This window comes from Streptomyces sp. NPDC058279 (assembly GCF_042881255.1).
Taxonomy (GTDB): domain Bacteria; phylum Actinomycetota; class Actinomycetes; order Streptomycetales; family Streptomycetaceae; genus Streptomyces.
The window spans coordinates 657,281-670,365 of the sequence record NZ_JBHVYA010000001.1; the positions used below are offsets into that span (position 1 = coordinate 657,281).

Sequence of the window (13,085 nt, forward strand, 5' to 3'; positions counted from 1 at the left end):
CCATCCCATCACGGACGCCGGGAGCGGCCCCGGCAAGCCGCGCCGCCGGGGGCCGGCTCAGCCGAAGGCGGCCCGCGTGGCCGGGCCGTAGACCCCGGGCGGGTCGCCCTTGATGTCACGGTCGCTCTGGAGCTGTGCGACACCGCGCCGGGTGCGCCCGTCGTAGACGCCGGTGACGGCGACGTACGTGAACCCCTGCCCGTACAAGCGCTGTTGGAGCTCGCGCACCTCGGGCCCCTTGTCGCCCTGGCGCAGGGTGCGGGCGTCGTCGGCCGGCGGCGGCGCGGCGGCGGACGGGCCGCCGGGGGGCGGGCCCGAGGGCCGGGCGCTCGGGCTCGCCGCGGACCCGGCCCCGGAGGGCGTGGCCGAACCCGGCGTCGGAGCGGCGGAGGTCTTCGGCCGGGTGGGCACCGCGGAGGAGGGGCCCGGTTCGGCGTCGGGGCCGCGGGCCGGGAGCACCGGCACGGTCAGACCCGGCGGCGCCGCGGCCCGCGGGTGTTCCGGATCGGGGCCGCTCAGCAGGAAGACCAGCCCGCCGGCGCCCACGAGGGCGAGCAGGGCGAGGGCGATGGGCACGACCGGTCCGCCCCGACCGCCGGCTCGGCGCCGGCCGTGCGCGCCGGACCCCCGCCCGGTGGCCCCCCGCCCGGTAGACAGATCCGCGGCGGACAGATCCGCGGTGGACAGCGCCGCGGTGGGGGAAGAAAGCGGTCCGGGGGCGACGGACGGTTCCGGGCCCCGGCTCGCGGGCGTTGCGCCCTCGGGCCAGGTCGGGGCGTGCGTCGCCGGGGACGGCTGGTCCGGCGCGGCGACGTAGGGGCGGACCAACGGGCCGTCGTCAGGCATGGGCCCGCTCCCGGCGGGTGGCACGGGGAACCGCCGTGCGGGCGGACAGGAGCATGGATGCATCTTTCGAAGTGCGGGGCGCGCCGTGGTTCTGGATCGGGCGCACTCTTGCCGCCCGGGACGGCCCCGGTCAAGCCCGTTGTCCGTTCCGCCCGTTCCCTCCGGTCGGAAGATCCGACCCGAATCGCTTTCACCCGGACGCGTGAGGGGCGCTGCTGGGCCGTCCGGGGGTACGGCATGGTGGGGGAATGCAGTTCCGCCGGGCCGCCCTGCCCCTTTCCCTTCTCGCCCTCTTGGCGGGCACCGGTTGTGTGTCGGTCGGACCGGGGGAGCCCGCCGGGGACCCCGTGCGGGCTTCCCGGACACCCGTCGGCGCGCCGGACGCGCCTCCCGCCGCGCCCTCGTCCCGACCCGTGCCACTGCCGCTGCCGCTGAGCCGGCTTCCCGACGCCGGTCCCGAGCCGGTGCCCGATGCCGCCGCCGGGCCGGGCGCGGACCCGGAGCCGAGGGGGACGCCCGGCGTGCGGCGCCCCCGCCGGGGCGGTGAGCGGGCCGCGAAGCCCGCCGGTCCCCGCCGGGTCCGGCCGCCCGCGCTGCCGCGCGGGGCGGTGCCGCGCGGGCAGCGTGGGGAAGAGCCGTGCGCGGCGGCGGAGGGCGTGGTACCGCCGTCCGTCGTGGACCTGTGCGTGCGCCAGTACGGCCGCTGACCGGCCGGAACGCGGGCTAGGGCGCACGGTGCTTGACCCTCACACCGTGTCAGGCCCTGAAATGGAGGCGTCATGTTCACCATCGGAGACTTCGCCAAGTACGGCCGGGTGTCGGTCCGCATGCTGCGTCACTACGACGCCCTCGGACTGCTGCGCCCGGCCCGGGTCGACCCTGCCAGCGGCTACCGCTTCTACGAGGCCGGGCAGCTCTCCCGCCTCAACCGTGTCATCGCGCTCAAGGAGCTCGGCTTCAGCCTCGAAGAGGTCGGCGCGATCTTGAACGAGCGGCCGGACGTGGCGGAGCTGCGCGGCATGCTCCGGCTGCGGCGGACGGAACTGGAGAGCGCCGTGGCCGCCGCGTCGGCGCGGCTGGCGGAGGTCGAGACGAGGCTCCGGACCATCGAGAGCGAGGGAACCATGCCCACCGACGAGATCGTCGTCAAGAGCCTGCCACCGGTCCGGCTGGCGGAGCTGACCGGTGTGGCCGCCGGCTACGCGCCGCAGGAGATCGGGCCGGTCATCGGTCCTTTGTACGAGGAACTGTGCGGCCGGATCGAGGCCGCGGGGGTCGTTCCGACGGGTCCGGGTCTGGCCTACTACGAGGACGCTCCGGACGCCGCGCCGGGATCCGTGCTGGTGCATGCCGGGCTGCCCGTCGCGACGGCGGTCCGGCCCGAGGACCTCGGGGGTGCGGTGAGGATCGTGGAGCTGCCCGGGGTGGAGCGGGCGGCGACCGTGGTGCACCGAGGGTCGATGGACGGCGTGCTGCCGACGGCCCAGGCGCTGGCCCGGTGGATCGACGCCCACGGCCACCGCTCGACCGGGTTCGCCCGCGAGCTGAACCTGTTCTGCCCGCAGGACCGCGACCAGTGGGTCACCGAACTCCAGGAGCCGCTGGTCCCCTGATGGGGCCGGGCCGGCCGGGGCTCGCGACGGGCTACGCGCGGCAGGCGGCGGGCTACGGGCGGCGCCCGCAGGCGGCGGCGCAGCGCCGGGCCGAACGCGCCGTGCCCTCGCGGGCGGTCCGCAGCCGGCGCATGGCGGTGTGTCCGCGCCGCCGCCACTCGGCGCGGGGCAGCCCGGCGCGCTGTCCGCCCCCGGTGATCAGGGCGTTGACCGGGGTGTGCGGGTCGGCGGCCATCCCCTTGGCGATCAGGACCCCGACCACCAGCGGCACCAGCGCCACGGCCAACGCCGAACCGGCGATGGTCACCTGCCGCAGGCGCGGGCGGTGCGGGGGCTGCGGCAGGTGCGTGCCGGGCGCGGCTTCGTACGTCATGCCGCCATTCGACCAGCGCGGGCCGGGCGGGGAATCGGTGCGGATACTCAGGCCGTTGGACGTGAGGTACTCAGACGGGGCGGTGGTGTGCGTGAGGGAAGTGCCGGGCGGGCAGGGCTTCGAGGCGGCGACCGGCGACGGCCCGGCGCCGCCGGCGGGCCCCGGGCGGGCGGCCGAGGTCCGGACGGCGTACGAAGGGCTGTTGCAGATCCGCCGTCTGGTGAACGGTCCGCCCGGCCCGGCGGTTCCCGCCCCGTGGGAGCTGCGCCGGATGCCGCGCGCGGTGGCCCTCGTGCTGGAGGCGGCGGGCTTCGCTCCCTCCGCGGTGGACCCGGACGGGCGGCGCACGCACACCGGTTACCGGGTGGCTGCCGCGCCGGAGCCCGGGCGGGTGCACGTGTCCTGGCTCGGGCCGCCGGGCGGCGGCGCGGCGGAGGAGGAGCAGGAGCGGCTGTCGGAGTGCGGGCGGGTGCTGGAGCGGCACGGCTGGGAATGCCTGCTGTATCGCGGCCCCCGCCGCCGGCGCTTCCTGGAGGTCGAACCGCCCCGCTGAGCCGCGGCCGCCCGGGCCTGCGGCCTTGCCCCCACCCCGCGCCGCCGGGACGGCGAGGTCCGATGAGAACGCCGGGACGGGGTCGGGGGTCGGGGAGAGCGGCCCGAGCGCCGTCGAGTGCGCCGGTAAGGCGGTACGGGCCCCCGGGGTCGGGCCCGTACCGCCGCCGCCTCAGACGCCGATCACGGCGCGCCGAAGGTCAGCGTCAGGCGGGGGGTGCCCTCGTTGGCCGCGGCTTCCGAGGACCACAGCCACAGGGCGTCCGTTCCGGCACTGGTCAGGGCCAGACCGTAGGCGCCGCCCAGGGCGGACGCGACCGTGGCCGTGTCGAGGCCGGCGGTGTGGACGGCCGAGCCGTCCGGGACGCCGGGGAACCCGCCGAGCGCCGGCCCGCCCAGTCCCGGGCGGTTGTCGTACGTCGTTCCGCCCTCGGTCCACGCGCCGGTGACCGGGACCACCGAGACGGTGTCCGTCGTACCCGCGCCGCTCATGGTGCTGGTCTTCACGCTGAGCGTCGCCGACTTCAGCACGGTGCCCGTCGGCGCGGTCGGCAGGTTGAAGCGCAGGTAGCTCGCGTAGAACGAGCTGCCGCGGACGGCGAGGGAGCCGGAGGTCCCGTAGTTGGTGTCGGGGGCTCCCGCGTTGGCGTAGGTGTCCTCAGTCGCCGTGAGTTCGACGACCGAGTCGGCGGGTGCGGAGGCGAGGGCGTAGTGGTTCTGGACCTGCGCCGCGCTCAGCACGCCGGGGTAGACGGCCGTCTCGTCGAGCAGGCCCGCCCAGTAGTCGCTGCTCGGGCGGTCGGGCCACGCGTTCAGGTTGTCGCCGCCCGCGTGCCAGTAGCCCGCGAAGTTCTCGTGCGTGGTGACGTTGAGGGTGCCCTTCTGGGCGCCGTCCACGTACAGGGTCATGCCGCCGGGGCCCTGGGTGGCGACGACGTGGTGCCACTTGTCGTCGTTGTAGCGGTCGGTGCCGCCGGTGGTGATGGTCCGCGTGGCTCCCGTGTAGACGCCGTACACCAGCCGGCCGTCATTGGTCATGTAGATGTGCTTGTCGTACTGACTGCTGCCCCGGTCCTGGTTGTTGCCGAAGCCGACGAGTTTGCCGCCCCGGGTGGTGTTCGTCTTGAACCAGGTCTCGATGGAGTAGCTGCTGCCCACGGTCTGTCGCTTGTCCCCGTACACCTGCGTGTTGGTGCCGTTGAAGCCGATCGCCGTGCTCGCGCCGGTGAGCGCGCCGGGTGTCTGGCGCAGCGCCGGTCCGTTCAGGTGGACGCCGCTCCGGTCGCCCGCGACGGAGGAGTCGGCGACGAAGGGCGCGACCGACTCGTCGTAGCGCCAGTACTGCTGGGCACCGTCGGCCCGGACCGCGGTGGGGTAGGCGTCGACCGAGGTCGGGACGGTGACGGGCGCGGTCGTGGACAGCGCGCTGGTGTTGCCGGCCGCGTCGGTGGCCGTCACCCGGTAGGTGTAGGACTGCCCCGCGGCGACGGTGGTGTCCGTCCAGGACGCCTGCGGTCGCCTGAAGAAGAGCGAGTCGGCCGTGACCGTGCCGATCGGGGTCGCCGAGCCGTTGCGGTAGATCCGGTAGGTCAGCGCGCTGTCGTCCAGGTCGAGGCTGGTGCGCCAGCGGACCTGGACCTCGCCCGGCTTGAAGCTGACGGCGCTCGCGACGGGCACGGTGGGCGCGCCGGTGTCCCCCGTCGAGGCGAAGCGGGTCAGGCTCTGCTGCGCGGCCCCGTTGACGGTGGTGAATTCGCCGCCGACCCACAGGTACCGCACGCCGGCCTTCGAGCCCACCGTCAGCACGCGCGGGCCGATGCCCTCGCCGATGCCGTCGTTGGTGTCGGGCGCCCAGCCCAGCTTGCCGACGGAGGTGGTCGGCTCGGCCAGGAGGTGGTGGCGCTGCCCGTCGGGGTACTCGCCGACGCTGGAGCAGTCGTGTGCGTGCGAGGCGCTGTAGAGCACGTTCTGGTACGGCAGCACGGCCTGGGTGGCGCCGAGGCAGGTGTCGCGCCAACGCTGGTTGAAGTCGCCGAGGTCGAGGGCGATCCGGCCGTCGAAGACGCCGCCGCCCGTGCCCTCGTTGCCGGTGTAGAAGCCGGTCGCGTCGGTGGCGATGTCCTTGACCACCGAGTTGGTCTCGATGAAGCCGGGGTACGCCTTGGTGAGCGCGCCGCTCGTCGCGTCGACGACGGCCAGGGCGTGGGTGTTCGTACCGTTGACGGTGAAGAAGTCACCGCCGAGTAGGACCTTGGAGCCATCCGGGGTGACCTCGACGGCGCGGCCCGGTTCGTCCGCGTCGGCGGTGAAGGGCTTGAGGGCGCCGTCGCTCGCGCCGACCGCCGCGAAGCGCTTGCGGGGTTGACCGGAGACCGTCAGGAAGTCGCCGCCCGCGTAGACCGTGTCGTCGGTGACGGCGAGGGCCCGCACGGTGGCCGCGAAGGCCGGACGGAAGGAGGTCTTCACGGTGCAGCTCGCCACGTCGACGGCGACGAGGCTGGAGACGGGCGTGCCGTTGACGGCCCCGAAGTAGCCGCCCGCGTAGAGGGTCTTCTTGTCGGGCGAGAGGGTGAGCGCGCGGACGGTCGCGGTGCCCCCGCCGACGGTGAAGTCGAGCGAGCAGGAGGTCGGGGCGCCGGTCGCCGCGTCGAGCGCCACGAAGTTCACCGCCGACCGTTCGCTGCCACCGCCGCCCGCCGGGGGGCGTACGGCCGAGAAGGTGCCGCCGACGAAGACCGTGCCGGCGCTCTCGGCGAGGGCCCAGACGACGCCGTTGGGCTGCCAGGTGGGCAGCGCGTCGGCGGTGAAGGCCACGGGCGGGGTGACGGCCGCCGCCGGCGGGACGAGGCCGAGGCCGATGGCGGTGCCGGTACTGGCCAGGGACAGGGCGAGCGCGGTGGCAAGCCCTCTGGATCTACGCATGAACCCCCCAGTTCGGTGTGCGTCGCGCCGCGCGGGCGCCACGCCGGGCCGTACGGCCGCCCGGCCCGGGAAGCGGGCCGGGGGTCGTGCGTACGGGCGCACCCTAGGGCGGATCGGCCACCCGGGCACGGCACTTGACCCATCGGATGCCGAACCGGGGCCCGGGGTGTACGGCTGTACGGCCTGCGTCGGGCGGGCCCGCCTCAGCCTCGGACGGTCCTCATCAGACGGTCCACGTCAGGTGGGCGGCAGTGGGCGGCACAGGAGGGCCGCCGCCGAGGGGCGGGACCCGGCCCGGGTGGTGAAGGCGATGCCGGCCGCGTACTCGGTCGGCAGGCACTGGCCCTTGTAGCCGCCGTACGCGAAGTCCCCGCCGCCGGGGGACGGCGGGCGGTTGTCTCCCCGGTCGAACCAGACCGTGCGGCCCGTCCCGGCCGGGAGCGCGGTCCGGGCCGGCGCGCACAGGGCCGCCGAGACGCGCTCGCCCCGCAGGCTGTACCCGATCAGGAACCGTCCGGCGGGGCACTGCAGTTTCGTGTACCCGGAGGCCCAGTCGCCGCCCGGCTGCACGTACGTCTCGTCGCGGACCACGGTGTGGCCGCCGGTCGGGGCACGCAGATCGGAGCCGGCGCACAGGCCCCGGCCGCCGGTGTGGCTCAGGCCGGCCAGCAGCGCGCCGTCGGGGCAGACCGCCTTGCGGGCCCCGCTGTCCCAGTCGCCGCCGGCGCGGGTGAGCAGCGAGGCGTTGTGGTCCTGGTGGTCGGTGTCCAGCTGGTACCAGGCCGGGGTGGCGGGGACCGGTCCGGTGCGTCCGGTGGCGGAGCGGAGCGCGGACCAGGCGGGGGTCCGCCAGTCGGCCGGGTCGAGGACGCCGGTGCGGTGGCCGGCGTTGTCGTAGCGCAGGAGCGCCCAACTGTCGCCGCCGGGGGCGCCCTGGGCGGTGGTGCTCCAGCCGACCAGCGGCCAGTAGGCGAAGTCGGCGTCGGAGGCGGCGAGGTAGGAGGTGAAGTGCGTGAACCAGGCGCGCGGGGCGGTCCCTCCCTCGTCGGCGCCGATGCCGAACTCGCTGATCCAGACGGGGGCGGTGAAGTGGGTGCCGGTTTCGGCGGAGACGAAGAACGCCTGGTCGTAGAGGGTCCGTTCGAGCTGGGCGGGGGTCATGTCCTGGTAGCGGGGGTCGCTGGTCTCGCCGAGGCCGGTGGCTCCGCTGTGGTGCGGGCCGGTGTACCCGTACAAGTGGGCGGAGTAGACGAGCTTGTGGGACACGACGAGGGTGTGCGAGAGGGTACGGACGGGGGTGAGCGCCGGACGTCCGTGGGCGAAGCCGTCGACCGGGATGCCGGTCCAGTTGATGCCCTCGATGACGATGAGGAGGTTCGGGTTGGCTTCGGTGAGGATGCGGTCCGCCGCCTCCTGGGCGGCCGCGTGCCAGTCGTGGCCGTCGCCGAGACCCCAGTTGGGGTCGTCGAAGGTGTCGCGCCGGACCTCGTTGTAGAGGTCCGCGCCCACGACGCGCGGGTTGTCGCGGTAGCGGCGGGCGAGGAAGACCCAGTCGTCGGCCCACTGGGCGGTGGTCCGGCCGCTGTTCCAGCGTTCGTTGCCGTCGAGGCCGCAGCACCAACGGGTGGTGCCGGTCTGGTTGTTGAGGATGACCGCGAAGCCGGCGTCCGTGAGGGCGGAGACGACGGCGTCGTAGACCTGGAGCGGGGTACGGCCGCGCAGGGCCGGGTTGGCGGCGACGGCCGCGTCCGGTACGGGGTCGGTGGTGTGCAGCATCTCGTTCGAGAAGGGCAGTCGGATGCTGTTGAGGCCGAGGGAGCGGAAGTCCGCGAGCAGGCCGGGCAGGGGCGCCCGGTCAAGACCGAGCGGAATGCCGTGGGAGTCCTGACCGGCGTGGTGGTTGGCGGGGTCGGCGCGGTCGCCGGAGCCGTTCCAGGAGCCTTGGGCGCCGTCCCAGTTGCCGGCGCGCAGGCGGAAGCGGTTGCCGTCGGCGTCGACGACGTACCGGCCGCTGGTGGACAGCGGCGGTCGCCAGGTGTCCACGGCGACGGACTGGGCGGGAGCGACGGGTGCGGCGGTCGCGGGGGCCGCCCCGGCCGACGCCAGCACCAACACGCTCAGGACCACCCGTAACAGGTTCCTCATGTCGCTCCCCCGGCCGCGAACGCCCACCCGGCCGGGCGGTGCGCCGCCAAGTTACCGGCCGGTCGCCGCCCGGGGAAGGCACGCGCGCCCGCTTCCCGCGACGGCTTCGGCGGGATCGACCGACGGGTGAGGCCTGCCCCGGGGGTGGTTCCGCTCGACCGCGGCCTGCGGGCCGCCCGGCTCGTGCGGAGCGGCTCCGCCCGGACCCGGTGGGCCCGCGGCGGGACGGCCTCGGCCGGCCGGTGTGGGTGAACCGCACGCGGCCCCCACCCCGGCTGCCGCGTGACCGGCTCCGGCCGCGCCGCAGCGCCACACCTGCCGACGCGGCACGGGCCACCTCCGGCCGGGGCGGGCGGCGGCGGGGGGCGGGGGGTCGTTCGCGTGGGCGGAGACCGGGGAAAACCGCCCCGCGACGGGTCGGGCGGCTCTACCGTGCCCTGAGCGTGTTCGGCACGGCACCGGAGGTGGGCGGATGGACGACGAAGAAGACATGCGGCTGGCGCGGATGACGCCGGAGATCTCCCGCCGGACCCTCGCGATGCTGCGTGGCCTGGCCGGACTGGAGCCACCGGAGCAGGTCCCCGAGGAGGCCATGCTCGTGGCCGACGAGATCCTCGCCGAGCACGGCACGGACGGGCTCCGGGTCCTGGTGATGACCCTCGCCGCCTGGACCACGGCGCAGATCGAGAACGTCGCCGAGCTGAGCCGGCGCAGCCACGAGGCGGTCCTGGACGCGATGGAGCTGGCCTGCCTGGAGGCGAGCGCCGAGGACTGAGCCGGGGGTGCCCAGCGGAACCATGGGCGGGCCCCGGCCATGGTTCCGCCGGGTGCCCCCGGCCCCACGGGTACCCCCCGGCCCCACCGCCACCCGTGACGGACCCGGCTCGGCGCCGCCATCGCGGCGTCGCACCGCCTCCCGCACCGAAGTCGGCGACACTGAGGTGAGAGCAGCACCGTCGCGGGGGGTCGTGATCGGAGGCCGTCGTGAGCACACCTTCCCCCATCCGGCTCGCCGCCGTGCTGGCCACCGAGCACCGCGGGCGGCTCATGGCGCTGGCCCGTGAGATCAATTTCCGCGAGGGCACGCGGATCTTCGACGAGGGCAGCCGCGCGGAGTCCTTCTGGATCGTGCGCTCCGGCACCGTCACCCTGGAGCTCCCCGTCCCCGGCCGCCGCGCCACTCCCATCGAGAGCCTCGGCCCGGGCGAACTGGTCGGCTGGTCCTGGCTGTTCCCGCCCTACACCTGGCAGCTCAGCGCCGAGGCGATGACCCTGGTCCGGGCCTACCAGTTCGACGCGCCGACGGTGCGGATGCTGATGGACGCCGACCCCACCTTCGGCTCCGCCATCGGGCACTGGGTGGGGCGGGTGCTGGCGACGCGGCTCCAGCAGACCCGCACCCGACTCCTCGACCTGTACGCGCCGCGCATCGCCGCGACCCGCTGATCAGGCCCCCGAAGCGGGTGTCTTCGGCCGTTTCGGCGCGCCCCTTCCGCACAGGTCAACGGCTCCCCACCGGCCCACCACCGCTGCGGACTGCACTCATGCGCTCACGAACGGTGACGCGATTTCGCGGCCCGAACGAGCGTTCTGGCGCCGCATGGGCAAGACTCCCGTCCGTTATCCGGCACGACAACCCCGAGGAGTGTTCGAAATGCGGTCCATCAGCAGGAGTCGGTCCATCAGCAGGAGCCTGGGACTGGCTACCGGAGCCATGGCGCTCACCGCCCTCACCGCGCTGGCCGGGTCCGGAGCCGCCGACGCGGCGCCGACCGGAGCGGAAACCCTCTACGCCCCGTCGGCGCTCGTGGTCTCGGTCGCCTCCGGAGAGGACCCCGCCCAGGCCACGGTGATGCGCGCGACGACGCTGGTGTGCGCGCCGCGGCCGGCGGGCACGCACCCGGACCCGGCCGCCGCCTGCGCCGAATTACGGGTGAACGGCGGGTCCCCGGACCCGCTGACCGCACCGCGCGCCAACGTGCGGTGTACGAGGGAGTGGAACCCGATGACGGTGACGGTCGACGGGGTGTGGCAGGGCCGCCGCATGAACTACGCGCACGTCTTCGCCAACCCGTGCGAGCTGCGCAGCAGCGAGGGCGTCCTGTTCCACGTGTAGGGCGGCACGCCGGTTCCCGCCGGGCGGCGTCGTGCGACCGCCGTCCGGCCCGCGTCACCCCAGTTCGAGGCTCGTGACCCCGTACAGACCGGCCAGGTCGAGCGCGGGCGCCGGGCCGGTGTACATGCGGGCGGTCTCGAAGGTCGCCACCATCCCCAGCCCGGTCACCAGCTTGACCGCGGCCGGGTTCGCGTCCGGTACGTCCACCGCCACCCGGCCGCCGGGAGCGTGCCGCGCGAGGCCCCGCAGCAAGGCGCCCGCGATCTCCGGGCCGGCCGCGTACAACGGGCCGATCCGGGCGGCGGCGCTGCCCGGGCGGACCACGCCGAGGCCCTCGACCCGTCCGTCCCGGACGGCGGCGAGGGCCGTCCGCCCGGGCAGCCCGGTCCACGCGGCGAGGAAGGAGTCCCGGGGCTCCGGGAAGAACCTGCGGTCGTAGGAGGCGAGTTCCGCGAAGGGCAACGAGGCGGCGTCCACCACCCGTACCCCGTCGTCGGCGCCGGCCTCCGGCACTCCCTCGTAGCGGGCGTTGTTCCAGGCGTGGCGGAACCCGGACCTGCGGTAGTTGTCCTGTTGCTCCACCACCCCGTCCAGGCCCACGAGACGCCCGTCCAGCCGCGCCATCCCGGCGTTCCACAGCCGCATCCCGTAGCCCTGGCCGCGCACCGCGGGCCGGGCGATGTAGAAGCCGACGAACCCGAAGCCGGCGCCGTAGCGGACCGCCGAGACGCAGGCCACCGGCTCCCCGTCGAGCCGGCCGACGAGGAAGCCGCCGGGGTCCGCGACGGCGAACGCGTAACGGTCGCCGACACCGGGGTTCCAGCCTTCCTCCTCCGCCCAGGAGCGGATCAGTTCCATGTCGCAGGCGCTCGCGCCGGTGATCTCGAAGCCCGTCATGTCCGGTGTTCTACCAGACGCCACCGCGGCCGCGCAGCCCCGCCGGATCGGCCTGAGCCTCCGTCAGGAGGCTGACGAGAGCGGCCGGATCGGCGTCCCGGTGCATATCGCCGACCTGCCCGTCCCCCACCTCGACCACCCGCCGGACGCCGTCCGCGCGCAGTGCGAGATCGGTGGTCACGAAGCGGCAGTCCAGTGCCTCGACGGCCGGGCGCAGCGGCCCCAGGTCGGGCGCCTCGACCGCGCCGCAGAGGCTGTCCGGGTGGGCGGTCACCAGCCGGGGCGTGCCGTCCAGCCACCAGACCCGGATCTCCGCGGGCCCCGCGTCCGGCGTCACGAAGTCCTCGAAGGCCCGCAGCACCACACCGCCCGCGAGGTCGTCGCCCTGGAGCTCCACGAAACGGCTCACCACCCGGTGGAGGGCGTCCGGCCGCCGCGTGTCGGGGATGTGGCACGCCTCGGCCCACTCGTGTTTGCGGGACTTGACGTAGTCCTTGACGATGGCGGCGCCGGACGGGAGTCCGGCGGCGAGCGCCGACAGCGCGGACGGGTCGGGGACCTCCCCCGGCTCCGTGGGCAGCCAGGCGCTGTACGGGGTGTGGTCGGCGAAGGTCGCGTACCAGCCGGGCAGTTCGTGCGCCCGCCGGTAGCGCTCCGGATCGACGACGAGGTGGGCGCCGCGCTCGCGCAGGGCGCCGTCGAGGGCGGTGTACCGCGCGGTCGGGATCATCCATCCCCGGTACCAGAGGGCGCCGGCGCCTTCGGGGATGCGGGACACCGCCTCGCGGGTGTTCCCGGCGAGGAGGGCGTCGTGGTCGAGGAGCAGCACCTTCCCGCCGGCCGCGCGCAGGTGCCGGGCCTCCCCCGCGAAGTGGGCGTCGGTACGGCGCCCGTCCAGCGGGTCGCGGCAGTAGAGGACGGCGGTCGTCGGCATGCCGCCCACCCTACGGACCGCCTCCCGCCCCGGCCCACCGGTTTTCCCGGCCCTTCCCCGTCTCCCGCGCCTTCTCCCGCGCCTCTCCCCCGCTCTTCCCTGCTGCTGTGCCCGGCTCCGTCACCGGTCGGCGCGGGGCGGGGTGGGGTGGGGCGGATTTCAGCCGGCGCAGATCACGTCGTCCAGCCGGATCGGCCTGCTGTCGAGCCGTACGTAGGCGGTGAAGGTGTCCGTGGCCCCGCCGTCCCAGTGGGTGGTGACGGTGGCCCAGCCGACACCGGCGTTCTGGGCGACGGTGGCCGGCCCGACGGTGATGCGGTTGGGCTTGCTCCGGGCGCAGAGCAGCACATCGCTGTCGGGGTAGTTCTTCTGTTTGTCCTTGAGCTGCTGGGAGACCCGGTGCCGGCGGTCGTGGGCGGAGGGCCCGTGGTGCCCGTAGAAGCCGATCAGGAAGCCGCTGATCTGGGCTGCGGTGTGTCGGTGGGCGCGGGCGGTGATCTCGCCGAACGGCGGCGCGTCGGCCAGGGCCGGGGCCGCGGTCGCCGCGGGGAGCACGAGGGCGGTCAGGGCGAGCAGCAGGGCGCCGGGGAGGCGAGGGGTGAGCTTCATGTCCGGTTTGTAACCGTCCGCGTCGTCCGGCCGGGCGGGACGCGACGGGGACCTCACCCCAGTGGGGGCGGGATTCAC

13 protein-coding genes are annotated in these 13,085 nt (G+C 75.0%); 6 read left to right on the forward strand and 7 right to left on the reverse strand.

Features of this window, described 5'->3' with window-relative positions; translation table 11 throughout:
- Positions 1–57 precede the first annotated feature (57 nt).
- On the reverse strand, positions 58–576 hold the full coding sequence (locus ACFVXJ_RS03190; protein WP_389657697.1) for a peptidoglycan-binding protein: 519 nt from the start codon (positions 574–576) through the stop codon (positions 58–60).
- Between the two features lie 518 nt (positions 577–1,094).
- On the opposite strand from ACFVXJ_RS03190, the gene ACFVXJ_RS03195 reads away from it, so the two are divergent.
- Both ACFVXJ_RS03195 and ACFVXJ_RS03200 read left to right on the forward strand, forming a co-directional pair.
- A complete protein-coding gene (locus tag ACFVXJ_RS03195; protein ID WP_389657700.1) occupies positions 1,095–1,553 on the forward strand; it encodes a hypothetical protein in 459 nt (152 codons plus the stop codon).
- A 72-nt stretch (positions 1,554–1,625) separates the two neighbouring features.
- The gene (locus ACFVXJ_RS03200; RefSeq protein WP_389657703.1) at positions 1,626–2,459 is read left to right on the forward strand and encodes a MerR family transcriptional regulator; all 834 of its coding nucleotides are present in this window, start codon (positions 1,626–1,628) and stop codon (positions 2,457–2,459) included.
- 52 nt (positions 2,460–2,511) lie between these two features.
- On the opposite strand, the gene ACFVXJ_RS03205 is transcribed toward ACFVXJ_RS03200, so the two are convergent.
- Positions 2,512–2,832 carry a hypothetical protein gene (locus tag ACFVXJ_RS03205; protein ID WP_389657706.1) on the reverse strand — a complete coding sequence of 107 codons (321 nt, stop codon included), beginning with the start codon at positions 2,830–2,832 and terminating at the stop codon, positions 2,512–2,514.
- Positions 2,833–2,893: 61 nt separating this feature from the next.
- Between ACFVXJ_RS03205 and ACFVXJ_RS03210 the strand changes: the two genes are divergently transcribed.
- Positions 2,894–3,385: a hypothetical protein gene (locus ACFVXJ_RS03210; RefSeq protein WP_389657709.1), complete on the forward strand. Its 492-nt coding sequence runs from the start codon at positions 2,894–2,896 to the stop codon at positions 3,383–3,385.
- A gap of 182 nt (positions 3,386–3,567) precedes the next feature.
- On the opposite strand, the gene ACFVXJ_RS03215 is transcribed toward ACFVXJ_RS03210, so the two are convergent.
- Together ACFVXJ_RS03215 and ACFVXJ_RS03220 are read right to left on the reverse strand one after the other, a co-directional pair.
- Positions 3,568–6,306 carry a DNRLRE domain-containing protein gene (locus ACFVXJ_RS03215; RefSeq protein WP_389657712.1) on the reverse strand — a complete coding sequence of 913 codons (2,739 nt, stop codon included), beginning with the start codon at positions 6,304–6,306 and terminating at the stop codon, positions 3,568–3,570.
- A gap of 237 nt (positions 6,307–6,543) precedes the next feature.
- Positions 6,544–8,451, reverse strand: coding sequence for a glycoside hydrolase family 5 protein (locus tag ACFVXJ_RS03220; protein ID WP_389657714.1), 1,908 nt, complete (start codon positions 8,449–8,451; stop codon positions 6,544–6,546).
- A gap of 472 nt (positions 8,452–8,923) precedes the next feature.
- On the opposite strand from ACFVXJ_RS03220, the gene ACFVXJ_RS03225 reads away from it, so the two are divergent.
- The 3 genes from ACFVXJ_RS03225 to ACFVXJ_RS03235 all read left to right on the forward strand — a co-directional run bounded on the left by ACFVXJ_RS03225 (position 8,924) and on the right by ACFVXJ_RS03235 (position 10,567).
- The gene (locus tag ACFVXJ_RS03225; RefSeq protein WP_389657717.1) at positions 8,924–9,226 is read left to right on the forward strand and encodes a hypothetical protein; all 303 of its coding nucleotides are present in this window, start codon (positions 8,924–8,926) and stop codon (positions 9,224–9,226) included.
- A 209-nt stretch (positions 9,227–9,435) separates the two neighbouring features.
- A complete protein-coding gene (locus tag ACFVXJ_RS03230; RefSeq protein WP_389657720.1) occupies positions 9,436–9,897 on the forward strand; it encodes a Crp/Fnr family transcriptional regulator in 462 nt (153 codons plus the stop codon).
- 268 nt (positions 9,898–10,165) lie between these two features.
- On the forward strand, positions 10,166–10,567 hold the full coding sequence (locus ACFVXJ_RS03235) for an SSI family serine proteinase inhibitor (RefSeq protein ID WP_389657723.1): 402 nt from the start codon (positions 10,166–10,168) through the stop codon (positions 10,565–10,567).
- A 54-nt stretch (positions 10,568–10,621) separates the two neighbouring features.
- Here ACFVXJ_RS03235 and ACFVXJ_RS03240 read toward each other — a convergent pair whose 3' ends face one another.
- From ACFVXJ_RS03240 to ACFVXJ_RS03250, 3 genes are all read right to left on the reverse strand, one after another.
- Positions 10,622–11,464 (reverse strand): GNAT family N-acetyltransferase, encoded by an 843-nt coding sequence (locus tag ACFVXJ_RS03240; RefSeq protein ID WP_389657726.1) that lies wholly within the window; start codon positions 11,462–11,464, stop codon positions 10,622–10,624.
- A 10-nt stretch (positions 11,465–11,474) separates the two neighbouring features.
- A complete protein-coding gene (locus ACFVXJ_RS03245; RefSeq protein WP_389657729.1) occupies positions 11,475–12,398 on the reverse strand; it encodes an ATP-grasp domain-containing protein in 924 nt (307 codons plus the stop codon).
- Positions 12,399–12,557: 159 nt separating this feature from the next.
- Positions 12,558–13,007: a hypothetical protein gene (locus tag ACFVXJ_RS03250; RefSeq protein WP_389657732.1), complete on the reverse strand. Its 450-nt coding sequence runs from the start codon at positions 13,005–13,007 to the stop codon at positions 12,558–12,560.
- Positions 13,008–13,085 lie beyond the last annotated feature (78 nt).